At 56.3% G+C, this 16,426-nt stretch carries 14 protein-coding genes and 2 tRNA genes; 6 read left to right on the top strand and 10 right to left on the bottom strand.

Going from position 1 to position 16,426, the window contains the following annotated elements; all coding sequences use genetic code 11:
* Positions 1–37: 37 nt before the first annotated feature.
* The 6 genes from CFT65_RS13075 to CFT65_RS13100 all read right to left on the bottom strand — a co-directional run bounded on the left by CFT65_RS13075 (position 38) and on the right by CFT65_RS13100 (position 5,193).
* Positions 38–706: a DUF6901 family protein gene (locus tag CFT65_RS13075; RefSeq protein ID WP_088828565.1), complete on the bottom strand. Its 669-nt coding sequence runs from the start codon at positions 704–706 to the stop codon at positions 38–40.
* Positions 703–2,655 carry an ATP-binding cassette domain-containing protein gene (locus CFT65_RS13080; RefSeq protein WP_088828566.1) on the bottom strand — a complete coding sequence of 651 codons (1,953 nt, stop codon included), beginning with the start codon at positions 2,653–2,655 and terminating at the stop codon, positions 703–705. Before CFT65_RS13080 ends, CFT65_RS13075 begins: the two co-directional genes overlap by 4 nt.
* Before the next feature lie 8 nt (positions 2,656–2,663).
* Positions 2,664–3,458 carry an MOSC domain-containing protein gene (locus tag CFT65_RS13085; protein ID WP_088829557.1) on the bottom strand — a complete coding sequence of 265 codons (795 nt, stop codon included), beginning with the start codon at positions 3,456–3,458 and terminating at the stop codon, positions 2,664–2,666.
* A gap of 136 nt (positions 3,459–3,594) precedes the next feature.
* Positions 3,595–3,670, bottom strand: a tRNA-Gly gene (locus tag CFT65_RS13090).
* A gap of 58 nt (positions 3,671–3,728) precedes the next feature.
* A complete protein-coding gene (locus CFT65_RS13095) occupies positions 3,729–4,400 on the bottom strand; it encodes a murein L,D-transpeptidase catalytic domain family protein (RefSeq protein ID WP_228705900.1) in 672 nt (223 codons plus the stop codon).
* 190 nt (positions 4,401–4,590) lie between these two features.
* On the bottom strand, positions 4,591–5,193 hold the full coding sequence (locus tag CFT65_RS13100) for a DUF924 family protein (protein WP_088828568.1): 603 nt from the start codon (positions 5,191–5,193) through the stop codon (positions 4,591–4,593).
* Positions 5,194–5,295: 102 nt separating this feature from the next.
* Here CFT65_RS13100 and CFT65_RS13105 point away from each other — a divergent pair, with 102 nt between their 5' ends.
* From CFT65_RS13105 to CFT65_RS13115, 3 genes are all read left to right on the top strand, one after another.
* The gene (locus CFT65_RS13105; protein ID WP_088828569.1) at positions 5,296–5,670 is read left to right on the top strand and encodes a sirohydrochlorin chelatase; all 375 of its coding nucleotides are present in this window, start codon (positions 5,296–5,298) and stop codon (positions 5,668–5,670) included.
* A gap of 54 nt (positions 5,671–5,724) precedes the next feature.
* Positions 5,725–6,642, top strand: a complete 918-nt coding sequence (locus CFT65_RS13110) for a TIGR01777 family oxidoreductase (protein ID WP_088828570.1) — start codon at positions 5,725–5,727, stop codon at positions 6,640–6,642.
* A gap of 126 nt (positions 6,643–6,768) precedes the next feature.
* A tRNA-Glu gene (locus tag CFT65_RS13115) sits at positions 6,769–6,844 on the top strand.
* Between the two features lie 50 nt (positions 6,845–6,894).
* Here CFT65_RS13115 and ccoM read toward each other — a convergent pair.
* Positions 6,895–7,047, bottom strand: a complete 153-nt coding sequence (gene ccoM, locus CFT65_RS19520; protein WP_167352726.1) for a cytochrome c oxidase subunit CcoM — start codon at positions 7,045–7,047, stop codon at positions 6,895–6,897.
* 239 nt (positions 7,048–7,286) lie between these two features.
* Here ccoM and CFT65_RS13120 point away from each other — a divergent pair, with 239 nt between their 5' ends.
* Genes CFT65_RS13120 through pta form a run of 3 tightly spaced genes read left to right on the top strand, consistent with a single transcriptional unit; the run spans position 7,287 to position 13,106 of the window.
* A complete protein-coding gene (locus tag CFT65_RS13120) occupies positions 7,287–9,698 on the top strand; it encodes an EAL domain-containing protein (RefSeq protein WP_088829558.1) in 2,412 nt (803 codons plus the stop codon).
* Positions 9,699–9,725: 27 nt separating this feature from the next.
* Positions 9,726–10,922, top strand: a complete 1,197-nt coding sequence (locus CFT65_RS13125) for an acetate/propionate family kinase (protein ID WP_088828571.1) — start codon at positions 9,726–9,728, stop codon at positions 10,920–10,922.
* Between the two features lie 27 nt (positions 10,923–10,949).
* The gene (gene pta / locus CFT65_RS13130) at positions 10,950–13,106 is read left to right on the top strand and encodes a phosphate acetyltransferase (protein WP_088828572.1); all 2,157 of its coding nucleotides are present in this window, start codon (positions 10,950–10,952) and stop codon (positions 13,104–13,106) included.
* A gap of 28 nt (positions 13,107–13,134) precedes the next feature.
* Here the strand turns inward: pta and der are convergent, their stop codons facing one another.
* From der to CFT65_RS13145, 3 genes are read right to left on the bottom strand one after another with little or no spacing between them, the layout of a single operon-like run.
* On the bottom strand, positions 13,135–14,556 hold the full coding sequence (gene der / locus CFT65_RS13135; protein WP_088828573.1) for a ribosome biogenesis GTPase Der: 1,422 nt from the start codon (positions 14,554–14,556) through the stop codon (positions 13,135–13,137).
* Positions 14,557–14,565: 9 nt separating this feature from the next.
* A complete protein-coding gene (gene bamB, locus CFT65_RS13140; RefSeq protein ID WP_088828574.1) occupies positions 14,566–15,738 on the bottom strand; it encodes an outer membrane protein assembly factor BamB in 1,173 nt (390 codons plus the stop codon).
* The gene (locus tag CFT65_RS13145) at positions 15,738–16,394 is read right to left on the bottom strand and encodes a YfgM family protein (protein WP_088828575.1); all 657 of its coding nucleotides are present in this window, start codon (positions 16,392–16,394) and stop codon (positions 15,738–15,740) included. The genes bamB and CFT65_RS13145 overlap by 1 nt, the downstream gene beginning before the upstream one ends.
* Between the last annotated feature and the right edge of the window lie 32 nt (positions 16,395–16,426).

A 16,426-nucleotide genomic window follows, 5' to 3' on the forward strand; every position in this document is an offset into this window, starting at 1 on the left:
GGCATGGACCCGGGCCTACTGAGAGAGAAAGCCGCGATCAGCCCCCTTCCCCCTCCATTTTCGCCTCAAGTTTGCGAAGCTGACTTTCCAGCGAGAAACTGACACTCGAGGCCATCGAAAAGAAGTTCAGTAGTGCCTTCAGATTGCTGTCACCCTTGCAGACTGAGTGAATTCTCTGCCACAGGGCCTGGTTGACCAGCTGCAGCCTCTGGTTCCTTTCCACCAGCCCCTTCAACTCCCAGTCTGGCGTCTGATGATTCCGTTTCGCAAAGTATTGCTGCAACAGGTAGTGGGAAACGCTGCGCATAATGAATTCATCGGTGTTTGCGAACGGCAGATGATGAACGGCCATGGGCTTGAGCTCTGACAGAACCGGGCACCCGCTGGTCGCCATTTTCAGCCCGAGCAACGATCGAAGCGCCTCCTCGAGGGCCGTCTGCTTCTCATAGCTTCGACGATCATCGGTTACCTTTACTTCCACCTTCTGGTAGGCGTCCTCATCCCGAAAGGCCTCCACCACCGGCAGTATCTCGGTTGCCGCGGGACAATGGGATGATTCGGAAGCCTTCAAAGGACAGTTGCTACACTGGCAGTGTTCCAGCTGTGTCCACGACGGAAGTTTCCCGGAAGGCCGCGACGGCTTGTCCGTTACCTTGAACTCAACCGTACGACCGTCCTGAAATCTGAAATCGTAATGTACATTCATTGACTTGCCTGTTCTTCCAGCTCCATCCACCGCTCAATGACTTGCTCCAGACGGTTTTCCTTTTCCGTCAATGCTTCCAGAGTGGCCGAGACTTCATCCGGTGGGCCTGAATAGAAGTCAGCCCGCGAAATTTTTTCCTGCAGGCCGGCGACTTCCTGCTCAAGCTCCTCGATCTGCTCTGGTAACTGCTCCAGCTCGACCTTGAGCTTGTAACTCAGTTTCACGGGTTTGCCCTTCTCAGATTCTGCCCGCGATTTTGCGTTTTCTACCGGTTTCCTTGATACGGCCTTTTCGGTGTTACCGGATGTCTTGGCGTTTTTATCCTGCTTGTCCGGCCGGTTACCCGTGGCCTCTGAAGGGAAGCAACCGCCCTGCCGACGCCAGTCTGTGTAACCGCCAACGTACTCACGCACTTTGCCCGAACCGTCCAGGAAAACCGTTTCGGTGATCACATTATCAAGAAACTCACGGTCGTGACTGATCACGATCACTGTGCCGGCAAATTCCGCCAGCTGTTCTTCCAGCAACTCCAGTGTTTCAACGTCCAGATCATTGGTTGGTTCGTCGAGCACCAGGATATTCGCGGGCTTGCTGAACAGCTTGGCCAGGAGCAATCTGGCCCGCTCGCCACCAGAAAAGACGCTGACCGGAGATCTGGCTCGCTCCGGGGTAAACAGGAACTCCTGCAAATAGCCGAGCACGTGTTTGCTCTGGCCATTGATGTCGATGAACTCCCGGCCTTCGGAAAGGTTGTCCAATGCGTTCCGCGTCAGATCAAGCTCTCCGCGCAACTGATCGAAATAGGCAACCTGCAGATTGGTTCCCAGACGGATAGAACCCTCGGTTGGTTCCAGGTCCCCCAGTAAAAGCCGAACAAGTGTGGTCTTGCCGGTACCATTCTCGCCGACGAGCCCAATCTTGTCCCCCCGCAGGATAGTGAGATTCATATCCCTGATCACCGGGGTGCCATCCGGATAGGCAAAGCCCGCGTCCCTGGTTTCAACCACCAGTTTTCCGGAGCGCGCCGCATCTTCCACCGCAAAGCTTGCGGTTCCACCCCGCACCCGGCGCTGCCGGTGCTCCTCGCGCATGGCTTTGAGGGCCCGGACACGCCCCATATTACGGGTCCTGCGCGCCTTGATGCCCTGCCGGATCCAGGCCTCTTCCTGCTTGAGTCGCTTATCGAACAACGCGTTCTGCCGCTCTTCCTCTTCCAGCGCTTTCTCTTTCAGGTCGAGGTAGCGATCGTAGGTGGCAGCAAAGCTCACCAGCTTGCCCCTGTCCAACTCCACAATCCGCGTCGCCATACTCCGGATAAACGCACGATCGTGGCTGACAAACAGCATGGCGCCCCGGAATTGGCCAAGGGCCTCTTCCAACCAGGCAATTGCCGGCACATCCAGGTGGTTTGTCGGCTCATCCAACAACAGTATGTCCGGATCGGCAACCAATGCCTTGGCCAGCAGAACCCGGCGCTGCCAGCCGCCGGACAGAGTATCCAGGGTCTGATCCGGATCAACACCGTACTGCCCGAGAATGGTGGTGACCTTCTGGTCAAGGCGCCAGCCATCCAGGGCTTCGAGGCGCTCCTGGACCTTCATCAACCGGTCCAGGCTTGCCTCGTCGGCCTGCTGGGACAACTGATGGAATTCTGCAAGCAGCTTGCCGGTTTCCGGAAAGGCACCTGCGACGACTTCATAGGCCGTGCGTGCGTCCTGGGAAGGCAGGTTCTGCGGTAGCACCGCCAGAACAGCACCGTCGTCGAGACGAACCACGCCACCGTCGGGTGTCACCTCTCCGCTGACAATCTTCAACAGGGTCGACTTTCCCTCGCCGTTTCGTCCCAGCAAACACACACGCTCTCCGGCATCGATAACCAATGAGGCCTGATCCAGCAGCGGATGCATTCCATAAGCCAGGGAAACTGAGTCCAGCGTTAACAGTGGCACGTTTGGTTCTACTCCGATTTGTTGACAGTAACGGGATCACCCACCCGGATAATGCCCGGTGATTCATGAATGGCATTCTGGCCGAAGATAACGCCCTCCTGGGTTCTGCGATAGCCGGAGAGCGTCCTCAGGGGCTGCAGGGCAGCATCCTTCTGGCCCGTGGAAGGATCCACGGTGGTCATTACACAGCGCGAACAGGGCTTTACGATACTCAGATGATTGTCGCCGATCTTCAAAATCTGCCAATGATCTTCATCCCAGGCCCCCGCCCCCTCAATCACAATGTTGGGACGGAACCTGCGCATCTCCACGGGCGCCTCAAGCCGCGTATTCAGCTCTGCAAGCGAAGCAGTATTGGTCACCAGAAACGGAAATCCGTCGGCAAAACCTACCCGCCGGTATTCGTCGACACGGCCCGCATCAACGCGGCGAAAGGAGCTGTCAGGCATAAACACCAGGCGAACCGGCTTACCGCAGAACCGGCTAAGGGCATCATTTGCCTCCGGCAAACCTGTCCGGGCCTTCACCCAGTCTCGCCACACCAGGACCCGAGTCTCTTCTTCTGAGGCAATCAAGGAATACTCTCCCTCATCCGGAATACTGATAATTACCCGATCACTTTCCAGACGGGTTCCGACCCTGGCAAGTTCGGGATGCTCCCGCTGAGTGACGAATCGGCGATCGTCATCGACGATCATCCAGCGCCGATCCCCGACTGGCCCGAAATCGTCGGTATCAAAACGGGCCACTTCAATACCGGACAACGATTTGACGGGGTATACAAACAGCGAATGGACCTTCATGGCAGGCATGCCTCCTCATAGAACCAGGATGCGCAACAGGCAGCTGAGTATACCTGACCACACGCCGTGGCGCCGAGTTTACAGGTGCCCGGAAACGAAAAAACCCGGTCCTTTTCAGGACCGGGTTTTCGGAATCTGGAGCGGGAAACGAGATTCGAACTCGCGACCCCAACCTTGGCAAGGTTGTGCTCTACCAACTGAGCTATTCCCGCAATGCTGAACGGCTGTTACCGACAACGGAGGCGTATTCTACGGATCCCGACGGAGCCGTCAACCACTTTTTTGCAGGTTTTTTCCTGCCAGTGTCTTGCTGTCGCATTTCAGGAAACCGGAACTGTGCAGCCACTCTTGGTCAGGATAGTACTTGAACACCAACTGGCCGCCCTTCAGGTTATCCACCACACGCTTCACGATCTGGTTGTCCACGGCCGGGCACCCATGGCTACGACCTATACGGCCGTATTTACTGACCCAGGAATCATTCACATAGTCGGCGCCATGAATAACGATGGCACGCTGCCTGGCAAGGTCATTAATGCCCGGCTCAAGACCGTCCAGCCTGAGCGAGTAACCGTGCTTTCCGTAATAGGATTCCCCGGCCTGAAAAAGCCCGATACTGGACTGATAGCTGCCCTCGACATTGGAGAAGGCGGTCGATTCGAAATTCCCTGAATTTTTGCCATGTGCGACGAGATCACGCAGCAACAACTCACCCGTTTCGAGGTCAAAGATCCACAGTCTTTCCTGACTGGACGGCAACGAGAAATCGATAACCGCGAGCCGCTCCGGCATCTGCACACCATTGGAAACAGCGCAACGAGAAGCGTTGATTGCCGTCTTGAGAACCGCTGTGTCAATTTTCGGCGCGGCTTCACGAAGGCGATCAAGCAGCTGGTCATCCAGAGAGGCGGCAAACGAAGCCACAGGTAGCGCAGCCAACATGGCCAAAACCAGCCCAGCGGGCGAGAATCGCCGCGTTTTTTGCATTTCAATTCCCCGATAGAATGATTGAAGGACGAGAGTCGTATCGCGGTCCTGTCAGAAGTCAGTGTTAAGCATTTTATCAGGGAAAATTGCTAACCCCGTCAGAATGTACGTTTTTATACAAAACTTTAAGGAAACTGCGATTAGCTTACTGGCCGAACCGGCGCCCACCTTTAAGATACTCCAGCTCCTCCGGCGTTGATGTTCTGCCCAACGCAGTGTTGCGGTGGGGAAAGCGGCCGTACTTGTAAATGATGGCCCGGTGATCCCGGGCAGACTGCAGAAAGCTGGCCATGAAATCAGCCAGAATTCCCTGCGTAGACCTTGCAAGCTGCTCGTAACATTCCACGGACATATCCTGATCGTCCTTGAGCTCGGAATGTTGCAGAGGCATATAAAGAAACGCCCTGTGCACCGGGGCAAGCATCGTATCCTGCCCTTTCTGCATCGCTTGCCGGCAGAGCTTCCTGGCCTGGCGATCCTGATCAAATGCCATGGCACCGCCGCGGAATATATTCCGGGAAAACTGGTCAAGCAGGATGATTTCGGCCAGTACCCCGCCGGCCTCACGGCGCCAGTGGTCCAGGCCCTGCTCTGATGCAAACAGCACCATGGACAGGAAGCGCCGCCGGATTTCCTGATCGAACCTGCGATCGGACCGGAACCATTTGTTCCTATGGTCGCTGTCCGGCAGCCCATGTTTGTCCAATTCCCCAAACCAGAAATCCAGAATCTCTTTCCAATCGAACATTCACCGTCACCCTGTTACTTTAGCTATTGCCAGCCCCCTAATCTCGGCCGGCATTCCGGAATTACGACAGGCCCAACCAAATTGACTACCTCAGGAGCAGCAATGAAAGGCCCCCGCATTATTCTGTTGGCCCATGGAAGCAGTGACAAGCGCTGGTGTGAAACATTTGAACAACTTGCTGCGCCAACCCTTGCGTCCGTTAACAACGCTCGGGTTGCCTACATGGAACTGGCTAAACCATCCATGGATACAGTTATCAAAGAAGGTGTTTCGGAGGGCATAACAGAGTTTACGGTCGTCCCCCTGTTCCTTGCCGCCGGACGTCACTTGCGCAAGGACGTTCCCGCGATGATTGAAGATCTCGAAAAATCACATTGCGCAACCATTCAACTTGCGCCACCGATTGGAGAAAACCCTCTGCTGGGACAGGCGATCCGGGATGTTGTTATGCTTCAATTGGAACAGGCGCCAGCCTGAGCCGAATGTTTTGAAAACAGATTCGGCGGGCCGTGCGCAACAGGAGCAACAACTATGTCTAAAAGGATTCTGATTACCGGTGGTACCGGATTTATCGGCCATGTGCTGTGCCGCGAATTGCTGGCACGGAATTACGAGCTTACGGTTTTCAGCCGGCAATCGGCAGAAACGGTGAAGTCCAGTTGCGGTCGGGTCGAAGCGATCCGTGATCTGGAGCAGCTTCGCTCCCACCCTGGGTATGATGGTGTTATCAACCTCGCCGGTGAAGGCATCGCGAACAAACGTTGGTCAGAGGCCCGCAAACAGGAACTGCGGGACAGCCGGATTGGGGTAACCGAAACGCTGGTTGAGGTCATACGAAGTTGGGAAAGAGCGCCAGATGTTCTGGTCTCCGGATCGGCCGTTGGCTTTTACGGGGACCAGGGAGCTGCAACGGTAACCGAAGACACCAGCCCGAATGATGAGTTTACTCATCGTCTGTGCCGCGACTGGGAAAACGCGGCCAAACCCCTTGCCGACGATGGCGTGCGGGTTTGCTTCTCCCGGACCGGGGTGGTGGCAGGCCCGGATGGTGGCTTCCTTGAACGGATGATCCTACCCTTTAAATTAGGGCTGGGCGGTCGCCTTGGCAGTGGTACCCAGTACATGCCGTGGGTCCACAGGGCAGATGTGGTCGGCGCACTCATCTGGATGATGGAAAACCCGGAGGCGTCCGGCCCATACAATGTGGTGAGCCCGAACCCGGCAACGAACGCAGAATTCACTCGTAGCCTTGGAAAGGTCTTACATCGTCCTACCCTGTTTCCGGCACCTGCTCCGGTCCTCAAAGTGGCTCTGGGCGAAATGGCGCGGCTTCTTCTTACCGGCCAGAAGGCTATTCCGGAAAAGCTTGTCAGCCAACAGTTCCAGTTCCGGTATCCGGATCTGGAACAGGCGCTATCCCAATCCGTTGCTCCAGCGAAATCCCGATAAAAAGGATGAAACTCAAGGGGTGCATGATTCAGCACCCCTGATTTTTTCACAAAAGACGTTGACAGCGTTTCGAAGCTTTCTTAATATACGCGCCACCTCGACGAGGCAAGGTGTTGAAAACGTTGCGTCCCCTTCGTCTAGTGGCCTAGGACTCCGCCCTTTCACGGCGGCAACAGGGGTTCGAACCCCCTAGGGGACGCCAATTTTTCTACCTTGTTATGTAAGGGAAACCGAAGCTTCCCGATAACATCCTCAGACCGGCTTGTGGCCGTGTTTCCCTTCTTTTCTGTCTTGGTGTCCGTGCTCTTTCTGATCTTTCATCACGAAGATACCCACACCCACGAAAAAGCCAACCATCAGCAGTACAGTGGCAATACCCGCGATCACAACGGCGTCCATATACATTTTGTTTCTCCTTCCGGCGATTAACTTGATTAAACTCAGATTACGCCCGGGCCGCCCGCAAGGTATTGATCCAGGTCAACGTATTTGTCAGACCAGATGTAAGCATAAATACTGAACCACAACACATTTCCTTCGATTTTTCCTGTATTTGCAAGGCATTTGAAAGAAACTGCTGCTATAGTCAAAAGCAAAGAAAGTGTCCGATCACTTAACCGGTCTGGGTGGCTGAAGTTCAAGACATGCCAAAACTGTCGACGCGTCTTCAACGTTTTCGCACAGGCTCTCCCCTGTCTTTCAGGCTGTTGGCCTGGATTCTGCTATTCAGCTCGGCCTTTACACTTGTCGCATCCGCGCTCCAGATCTACTCCGATTATCGAAAAGACCTCTCGCAAATCGACAACCGCATGCAGGTTGTAGAGTCGGGTTACGCCTCCAGTCTTGCCCGGAGCTTGTGGGCCCTTGATCAGAAACTCCTGCAAACCCAGATGGAAGGCATACTCAGCCTACCCGATGTGGTGCACCTGCGCTTGCGAATAGAGCCGGATTCCGAGCTGGTTATGGGTGAGATCCCGAGGGCCGCGAAAACCACCTCTCACAGTTTCAGCCTCGTTCATCAGGGCGATGAAATGTTCAAGCTGGGCGAACTGACTGTCACTGCAGACCTGGACCGGGTCTACGAGGAGTTGAAACGGAAGGTGGGGGTTATTCTCCTGACCCAGTTCCTGAAAACGTTTTTTGTTTCAATCCTGATTATCGGGATCTTCCAGCACTTCGTCGCCCGTCATCTGACCACCATGGCGAATTACGCCCGGGACTTTTCCCTGCAAACCACCTCAAGACCACTGACGCTGGATAGGCCCAACACACCATCAAACCGCAACGACGAACTCGGTCGGGTCACAGATGCCATCAACCAGATGCGCGAGCGACTCAACGCAGATATGGAACGACAACAGAAGGACGCGGCTGAGATCCGGAAGTTTTCCAAAGCCATTGAACAAAGCCCCTCCTCTGTCCTGATCTGCGATCGTCAGTGGCGCATCGAGTTTGCCAACCAGAAGTTCACCCAGCTAACCGGGTACGAAGCCGCTTCGATTATCGGCAAGCACCCCGGCGCCCTTGGGAAGAACGATATTGAGAACCGTGAAAGCCGGCACCTGTGGCAATCCATCCGCCTTCAGGTTCAGCGGGTCGGCGTCTGGCAGGGGGAAGTGAATAGCGTGCGCCGTAACGGTGAGCGTTTCTGGGAGCAGCTGATTGTTACTCCCATTAAGGATGAATCCGGGGGAACTACCGGTTACCTTATCCTCGGTGAGGATATCAGCATCCGCAAACGTTATGAGCAGCAGCTCTTGCGCCAGGCCAACTACGACATCCTGACCGGACTGCCGAACCGGATGCTGGCCCTGGACCGGCTGAAGTTGGCGCTTGCCCAGGCACGCCGCGAGAGCACCCTTGTAGGGGTGATGTTCCTGGATCTGGACAACTTCAAGCACATTAACGATACGCTTGGCCATGATGCGGGCGACAATCTGCTGATTGAAGCAGCCCGGCGAATTTCGAGCTGCCTACGTGGTACCAGTACTGTTGCACGGCTGGGTGGCGATGAGTTCCTGGTAATCCTGCCGGGGCTGACTGGTCCAGAGGCCTCATCGCAGGTGGCAGAGCGTATCCTGAAAACGTTCTCTCCGCCCTACATACTCAATGGGCAGGAAGTTTTTGTAACAACGAGCATAGGCATTGCTATATTCCCAACGGATTCTGACAACAGCGGCACGCTGCTGCAGCACGCCGATGCCGCCATGTACCAGGCCAAGCATAAAGGTAAGAGTTCCTTTGCCCATTTCGCGCCGGAAATGACCGAAGTCTCCCACGAACGCCTGAAAATGGAGTCCAGCATGCGCAGGGCTCTGGAACTTAAGGAATTCGAACTGTATTTCCAGCCTATTGTTAATACTGACTCCGGCACACTTTGTTCGGTTGAAGCCCTGCTGCGGTGGAACAATCCGGCCATGGGCATGGTGATGCCCGATCGGTTCATTCCCCTGGCCGAGGAAACCGGCCTGATAACGCCTATCGGCGAGTGGGTTCTTGAGGAGGCTTGTCGTGCCGCCGTGGGATGGAAGCAGGCCACCGGAAAAGACATCGGCATTTCCGTGAACGTATCCCCACGCCAGTTCCGGGATCCGGGCTTTACCGAGGCCGTAATGCACGCCCTCTCGACCAGCGGCCTGGCACCAGAACAGCTGGAACTTGAAATTACCGAACGACTGATTCTGGACAACTCCATTGAAACTGCCGAAATCCTGCGCCAGCTCGACAAGGCCGGGATCCGATTGTCAGTAGACGATTTTGGTACAGGCTACTCTGCCCTCAGCTATCTGAAGAGTTACCCGTTTGATACCCTGAAAATTGACAAGTCCTTTGTCCAGGATGTCATGAAGGAGCCCGAGGATGCCTCTCTGGTGCGGGCCATTATCAACATGGCCCACAGCCTGGGCCTGCGGGTGATCGCTGAAGGGGTGGAAGAAGAGGCACAGACGCACTTCCTGAAAAAGGAAGGTTGCGACTTCTCCCAGGGGTACTTCTACAGTCGTCCTCTGCCAGCGCCAGATTTTGAAGCCTGGCTGGCCAGCAATGACCGGGTATAGATTCAAAACCGTTGGAACCTCACTCCCATGGAAGACACCGTACTTGTCGTGAACTGCGGCAGCTCATCCCTGAAACTCGCCTTGTTCGATAGCCAACACAGAAAGCTGGCGTCGGCTCTCGCCGAGCGCCTCGGCCAAAACGACGCCTTTGCCCACTTTGAAGGCCGGGAAGGAACCATTCCACTGGATCCCGGTGCCAGCCACGATCAGGCGCTGAATACCCTTGTTACGGCATTCCGGGATCAGGGACTGATGGCGTCGGCCCCTACGGCCGTTGGCCACCGGGTCGTTCATGGCGGCGAGACCTTCCGTGAGGCCGTACTTCTTGATGACGATGTCGTTGATGCCATTGAGGAATGTGCGGGTCTTGCGCCCCTTCACAATCCGGTCAATCTGTCCGGTATTCGCGCAACCCTGGCGCAGTTTCCCGAGGTGCCCCAGACTGCCGTTTTCGACACCGCCTTTCACCAGACCCTGCCCAAAAGGGCATTCCTCTATGCCCTGCCGGAGGCCTGGTATCGAGAGTGGGGAATTCGCCGTTATGGCTTCCACGGCACCAGTCATGCCTTCATGGCCGCCGAAGCTGCCCGTCTGCTGGGAAAAACACCCGCAACCACCTCCGTCATCTCGGCCCACCTGGGAAACGGATGCAGTATTACCGCCATCCGGGACGGGATCAGTGTCGATACCAGCATGGGTCTTACGCCATTGGAAGGCCTGGTGATGGGAACCCGTAGCGGCGATGTAGATCCTGGCCTGTTCGACTTTCTCCGCAGTAAGGGCATCGCCGCGGACGAGGTGCACCGGGTCCTGAACCAGGAAAGTGGCCTCCTAGGCCTGTCCGGGCAGACCAACGACATGCGTTCGCTCTGTGAGCTCGCGGACCATGGTCATGAGCCATCCCAAACCGCCATTGATGTGTTCTGCTTCCGCCTTGCCCGTTACGTTGGGGCCATGATGGCATCCCTCAGCCACCTGGACGCACTGGTTTTCACAGGCGGCATCGGGGAAAACAGCGCCCGGATCAGAGCGGAAACCATCAACCACCTCAAGCTCATGGGATTTGAACTCAGCCCGGACCTCAACAAGCATCATGGCGAATTCAGCGACGGCCGGATTGAAAGCGCCGACTCCAGGTTTCCCGTGTTGGTGATCCCCACCAACGAGGAACTGGTTATTGCCAGGGAAGCATCCCGGTTTGCCGGCGCTATTGCTGCAGTCTGACCCACACGCATTATCAGGAATACCATCATGGCAAAGAGTCTCTTTTTTGCACCAACATCCATGGATTCAGGGCTCACTTCGGTCTGTCTCGGTCTGCTGCGCGCCCTGGAACGGGTCGGCGTGAGCGTCGGCTTTTACAAGCCTTTCTGTCAGACCGTTCACCGCGCCGAATCCATGCATAACGCAGGTCAGGACTCCTCCGTCGCCTTCGTGCGGGCAAGCAGTCATCTGAATCCGCCAGATCCAATTGCCCTCAAAGAAGCCCAGCAACTGCTCAACAGGGGCAAATCTGATTATCTGCTCGAGACAGTGGTCGGCGAATACCAGAAAGTTGCCCAAGACGTGGACGTGGTGATCATCGAAGGCCTGGTTCCGGACCGCAGCGAAGCCTATATTGCCAGGTTAAACGTAGAGGTCGCCCGCAATCTCGGTTCCGAAGTCATCCTGGTAAGTACTCCCAAAAGCCTGGACGCCCGACAAATGGATGAAGAACTGGACTTCTCATCACGCCTTTTTGCCAACCCAAGCGACCCGGATGTCATTGGTGTCATACTGAACAAGGTGGGAGAACCGGAGCAGGCGGGGCTTGAACCCCGATCCAACAGCAACCACCCTGCTCCGCCTACCATTGATTACCGGAACCAGTGCAAAGTATTCAGCGAGGGCCGCTTTAGGCTGATTGCCGAGATTCCCTGGCAGCCGGAGCTGCTTGCACCGCGAGTCTCCGACATAACCAGGGAACTCGGGTTACCGGTTCTCAATGAGGGGCAGATGCATTCCAGGCGGGTCCAGAAGGTGTCAGTGTGTGCCCGAAGCATCCGCAATATGACCGATACCCTGAAACCCGGCACCTTGTTGGTCACACCAGGCGATCGGGAAGACATCGTAGTGACCACAGCTGTTGCTGCTCTGAACGGGGTCCCACTGGCCGGTCTGATGCTCACCGGTGGACTGATGCCGGACCAGCGCGTGATTGACCTCTGCCATCGGGCGCTGGAAACCGGTTTGCCGGTACTGGGCTCCGATGCCAATACCTATGAGACGGCCCACATGCTGGCCAATCTGTCTTCCGCCATTCCAACCGATGACCCCAACCGGATTGAAAAAGCGATGGAAGCGGTTGCGACCCGAATAGACACCGAATGGTTGCAGCAGCACCTCAAAGTCGCACGACAGAACAGACTTTCTCCTCCCGCTTTCCGGTATCAGCTATCAGAACGTGCCCGGGCAGCGAACAAACGCATCGTACTGCCTGAAGGGAGCGAACCAAGAACCGTACAGGCGGCCATCATCTGTCATAAGCGCAAGCTGGCGCGGTGTGCCCTGATCGGCAATACGGCGGAGATACGGCGGGTTGCAGATTCCCAGGATCTGGAACTGCCTGAGGACATCGAGATTATTGATCCAGCAGAAGTTCGCCAGCGCTATGTCGGTCCAATGGTAGACCTGCGCAAGCATAAGGGACTGACATCTGAAATGGCCGAAGCCATGCTCGAGGACAATGTCGTGCTCGGCACCATGATGGTGGCTCTTGATGAGGCCGATGGTCTGGTATCGGGAGCCATCCACACAACGGCCAATACCGTGCGCCCCGCACTTCAGCTGATCAAAACCCATGACAACGCGAAAGTAGTCTCTTCTGTGTTCTTCATGCTGCTTCCGCAACAGGTAGTCGTCTACGGGGACTGCGCCATTAATCCGGATCCAAATGCCGAGGAACTGGCAGACATTGCTATACAGAGCGCTGAATCAGCCGAAGCCTTCGGAATAGAGCCACTGGTCGCGATCATCAGCTACAGCACGGGTGAATCAGGCAGTGGCCAGGACGTGGACAAAGTCAGAGAAGCCACGAAAATTGCTCGTAAGCGCAGGCCGGATCTTTTGATAGACGGGCCGCTTCAATACGATGCTGCGGCCATTGAGAGCGTGGCCAGGAGCAAGGCGCCGGACAGCAAGGTTGCAGGCAAGGCTACAGTTTTCGTATTTCCGGATCTGAACACCGGTAACACCACCTACAAGGCCGTTCAGCGTAGTGCCAATGTGGTCAGTATCGGTCCAATGCTGCAGGGGCTGCGCAAGCCGGTCAACGATTTGTCCCGGGGCGCACTGGTGGAGGATATTGTGTTTACCGTTGCCTTGACCGCCGTTCAGGCCAAGCAGGTTGAAAGTGCCGGGCCTGGCTGAGGCAGCCTCCCCTTGCCCGGCCACGGGATCAGCGCTTGAGACTCTTCTGGCGCTGTTTCTTCGGACGATAGCCCTTCTTCTCGTCGTTGTCTTTTTTCACCTTCTGACGCGGCGTCAAGCGGTCCACTTTGCCGGCAAACGGGTTTTCGCCCGATTTGAACTCGAACCGGATTGGTGAACCGGTTACTTTCAGAACCTTGCGGAAGGTATTCTCAAGGTAACGCTTGTACGCGCCCGGCAGCGAATCCACCTGGTTACCGTGAACAACAATGACCGGCGGGTTAGAGCCGCCTTGGTGCGCGTAACGCAGTTTGATTCGACGCCCGTGCACCATGGGTGGCTGATGCTGGGCAATAGCATCCTGCAGAATGGCGGTCAGGCGATTGGTTGGCCATTTTGCCATGGCTGACTCGTAACACGCTTGCACCGACTCGTACATCACGCCCACACCGGAGCCATGAAGCGCCGAGATATAATGCTTATCAGCGTAATCCAGGAAGTCGAGACGACGCTGCACCTGCTCTTTGACCTTGGCGCGGTCATCGGGATCCATACCATCCCACTTGTTGATGGCAATCACCAGCGAACGGCCGGCATCAAGGACAAACCCGATCAGGTGAAGATCCTGATCCACCAACCCTTCCCGGGCATCAATGACCAGAATAACCACATGAGCGTCATCAATTGCCTGTAGCGTTTTGATAATGGAGAACTTCTCCACCACTTCGCTGACATTCTTGCGACGACGGACACCGGCGGTATCAATCAGTGTGTATTGACTGCCTTGGCGTTCGTACGGGATATAAACGCTATCCCGGGTAGTGCCCGGCATGTCGTAAACCACGACTCGCTCTTCACCGAGCATACGGTTGACCAGTGTGGATTTACCCACGTTCGGTCGGCCAACTATTCCGATACGAATGCCGGGATATCGGTCCGCCCGGTCCTCCTCTTCCCGCTCCTCCTCGGAGGGCAACAGGATTTCCAACATTGACCGGATCCCGCGATTGTGGGAAGCAGCAATCAGGAAGGTAGATTCGAAGCCAAGGCTGTAGAAATCGGATGCGGCGATGTCCGGATCCTGTCCATCTGTCTTGTTCACAACCAGATGAGCCTGCTTGCCGGACCGACGAAGACTGTCTGCAATAAGCTCATCGCCTGCGGTCAGGCCGGCACGGCCGTCCACCAGAAACAGAACAATGTCAGCCTCTTCTACCGCTTGCATGGACTGGCGGGCCATTTCGAGATCAAGGCCCTGCTCGTCACCGGTAAGACCACCGGTATCTATGACGATGAAGCGCTGCCCCTCGTAGCTGCCCTCACCGTATTTGCGGTCACGGGTAAGCCCCGGAAAATCCGCAACCAGGGCATCCCTGGAACGGGTCATCTGATTAAATAATGTCGATTTGCCGACGTTAGGGCGTCCGACAAGGGCAATAACTGGGGTCATAATTCGGGATCAATCCTGCGGCTTAACCTGGAATACGGCCATCTTTCCGCTGTTGCCAAAAACCAGCAGGTTACCATTCGGAAGGCGTTGTGCCGGTACGCGGATACCCTCATCGTCGAACTCCAGCTGCCCAACCAGCTTGCCATCCTCGCGGTCAATGGCATGCAGGTAGCCTTCGAAATCGCCTACCACCAGATAGTCTTCGTAAACCATTGGCTGGGTCAGCTGGCGCCAGGCAAGACGGTCCTGGGTCCAGACTTCCCGGCGGTCCGAGCCCCTAAGGGCAACAATGTCGCCATTGGCCGAGGCAAGATAGATCTGGCCGCCACCAATCATCGGCGAGTAAAGGCTGGATGCATTCCGGCTCCAGATCTCCTGCCCGGTGCGAATATCAACCAGGGCAAGTTTGCCCTGGTAACCAACCACCATGACCGCGGTCTCAATAACCAGGGGTTGCCCCGTCACGTCAACCAGCCTTTCGAGTTCGGTGCGCCCCTGGGCCTGGCCAACTTCGTACTGCCACATGGGCTGACCCGAGGCCGCAGTCAGCGCAATCAGTTTGCCACTGGCGAAAGAAGCAATGACCACGTCACCACCGACCAGGGGTGCCGCAGAAGCCCTCATGGACAGAACCGGCACTGTGCCATCGTACTGCCAGAGTTTTTCACCATCGGTGGTGCTGAAACCGAGAACTTTGCCATCGGTCGTCTGGGCCACCACGAGGGAGCCGTTGGACTGGGGCGACGACAGGACTTCCGTGGGCAAGGGCTGGCGCCATACCTCGGAACCATCCTCACGGGAAAGGGCTACCAGATCGGCGTTCTCGGTGGTCAGGTAGAGGTACTGCCCATCACCGCCAAGACCAGAAAAAATGCGCTCCTCAAATTCTGATTCCCAGACAACCCTGCCGGAATCCGTTTCCACTGCATAAAGCTCACCGTCCGCCGATGCCGCGTATATAAGATCACCCGTATTCAGTGGCGCCAAGTAGAGAAAATCACCATCATGACCGTCGCCCACGGACATGCTCCAGATTCTCTTGAATTCGGCGGAGGCCTCAATCTCGGGAACCGGAACAGGTTGTTCAAATGTATCCGTGGTGCTGCAGCCGGAAAGCGCAGCAAGAAGCGCCAGCCCCAGGAAAAATCCGCGTTTCGAGATCCTGTCGCGGAGTACCGGCATCAGGCATCCTCCCCGACGCCAAGGTCTGCCAGTTTCAGTTCCAGAATACCGCTACGGCCCTGTTGACTCTGCTCACGGGCAGCAAGGTAGGCCTCACGGGCGCCATCGCGGTCGCCCTGCGCAAGCAGGATATCGCCACGAAGTTCGGAATACATGGCATCAAACGAATCGGCATTGCCGGCACCGTCGATGGTGGCCAGAGCATCTTCGTACTGCCCTGCGGTAAACTGGGCGCGAGCCAGACGATTGCGGACCACAAGTGCCAAACCCTCGTGCTCACCGGTCTTTTCCAGCGCCCACTGCAGCGACTCAACAGCGGCCTCCGCATTGCCATCCTGCATCAGCTGCTGACGGGCCAGGATCAGGTTGCCGTATACCGCATAGGCACTGTCCGTGTAGTCTTCCCGGAGAGTCTGCGCCACGAAAGCGACGGTCTCACCGCTGGTCTCATCGGCCTGGTCACTGAAAGCATTGAGCAGGTTGGCGAACTGGTTGGCGGCCTCGGTCCGCTGCTGGGTCTGGTGGTTCTGCCAGGCCTGCCAGCCAAACACAATGGCCAGGGCCGCACCAATGCCGATCAGCAAAGAACTGCCGTTCTTTTTCCACCAGTCCTTGATCGCCTGGATCTGTTCTTCTTCGGTGCGCAACTCTGCCATGAGGACTCCTGTTGTCGAATTTTTGCTTTTGT

This window comes from Marinobacter sp. es.048 (genome assembly GCF_900188435.1).
Classification (GTDB): domain Bacteria; phylum Pseudomonadota; class Gammaproteobacteria; order Pseudomonadales; family Oleiphilaceae; genus Marinobacter.

Bases quoted from the DNA above. Each gene is read 5' to 3' on its own strand.
- der (WP_088828573.1), bottom strand. From the start codon at position 14,556: ATGACCCCAGTTATTGCCCTTGTCGGACGCCCTAACGTCGGCAAATCG.
- bamB (WP_088828574.1), bottom strand. From the start codon at position 15,738: ATGCCGGTACTCCGCGACAGGATCTCGAAACGCGGATTTTTCCTGGGG.
- CFT65_RS13100 (WP_088828568.1), bottom strand. From the start codon at position 5,193: ATGTTCGATTGGAAAGAGATTCTGGATTTCTGGTTTGGGGAATTGGAC.
- CFT65_RS13095 (WP_228705900.1), bottom strand. From the start codon at position 4,400: ATGTTGGCTGCGCTACCTGTGGCTTCGTTTGCCGCCTCTCTGGATGAC.
- pta (WP_088828572.1), top strand. From the start codon at position 10,950: ATGGCAAAGAGTCTCTTTTTTGCACCAACATCCATGGATTCAGGGCTC.
- CFT65_RS13120 (WP_088829558.1), top strand. From the start codon at position 7,287: ATGCCAAAACTGTCGACGCGTCTTCAACGTTTTCGCACAGGCTCTCCC.
- ccoM (WP_167352726.1), bottom strand. From the start codon at position 7,047: ATGTATATGGACGCCGTTGTGATCGCGGGTATTGCCACTGTACTGCTG.
- CFT65_RS13085 (WP_088829557.1), bottom strand. From the start codon at position 3,458: ATGAAGGTCCATTCGCTGTTTGTATACCCCGTCAAATCGTTGTCCGGT.
- CFT65_RS13110 (WP_088828570.1), top strand. From the start codon at position 5,725: ATGTCTAAAAGGATTCTGATTACCGGTGGTACCGGATTTATCGGCCAT.
- CFT65_RS13145 (WP_088828575.1), bottom strand. From the start codon at position 16,394: ATGGCAGAGTTGCGCACCGAAGAAGAACAGATCCAGGCGATCAAGGAC.
- CFT65_RS13075 (WP_088828565.1), bottom strand. From the start codon at position 706: ATGAATGTACATTACGATTTCAGATTTCAGGACGGTCGTACGGTTGAG.
- CFT65_RS13105 (WP_088828569.1), top strand. From the start codon at position 5,296: ATGAAAGGCCCCCGCATTATTCTGTTGGCCCATGGAAGCAGTGACAAG.
- CFT65_RS13125 (WP_088828571.1), top strand. From the start codon at position 9,726: ATGGAAGACACCGTACTTGTCGTGAACTGCGGCAGCTCATCCCTGAAA.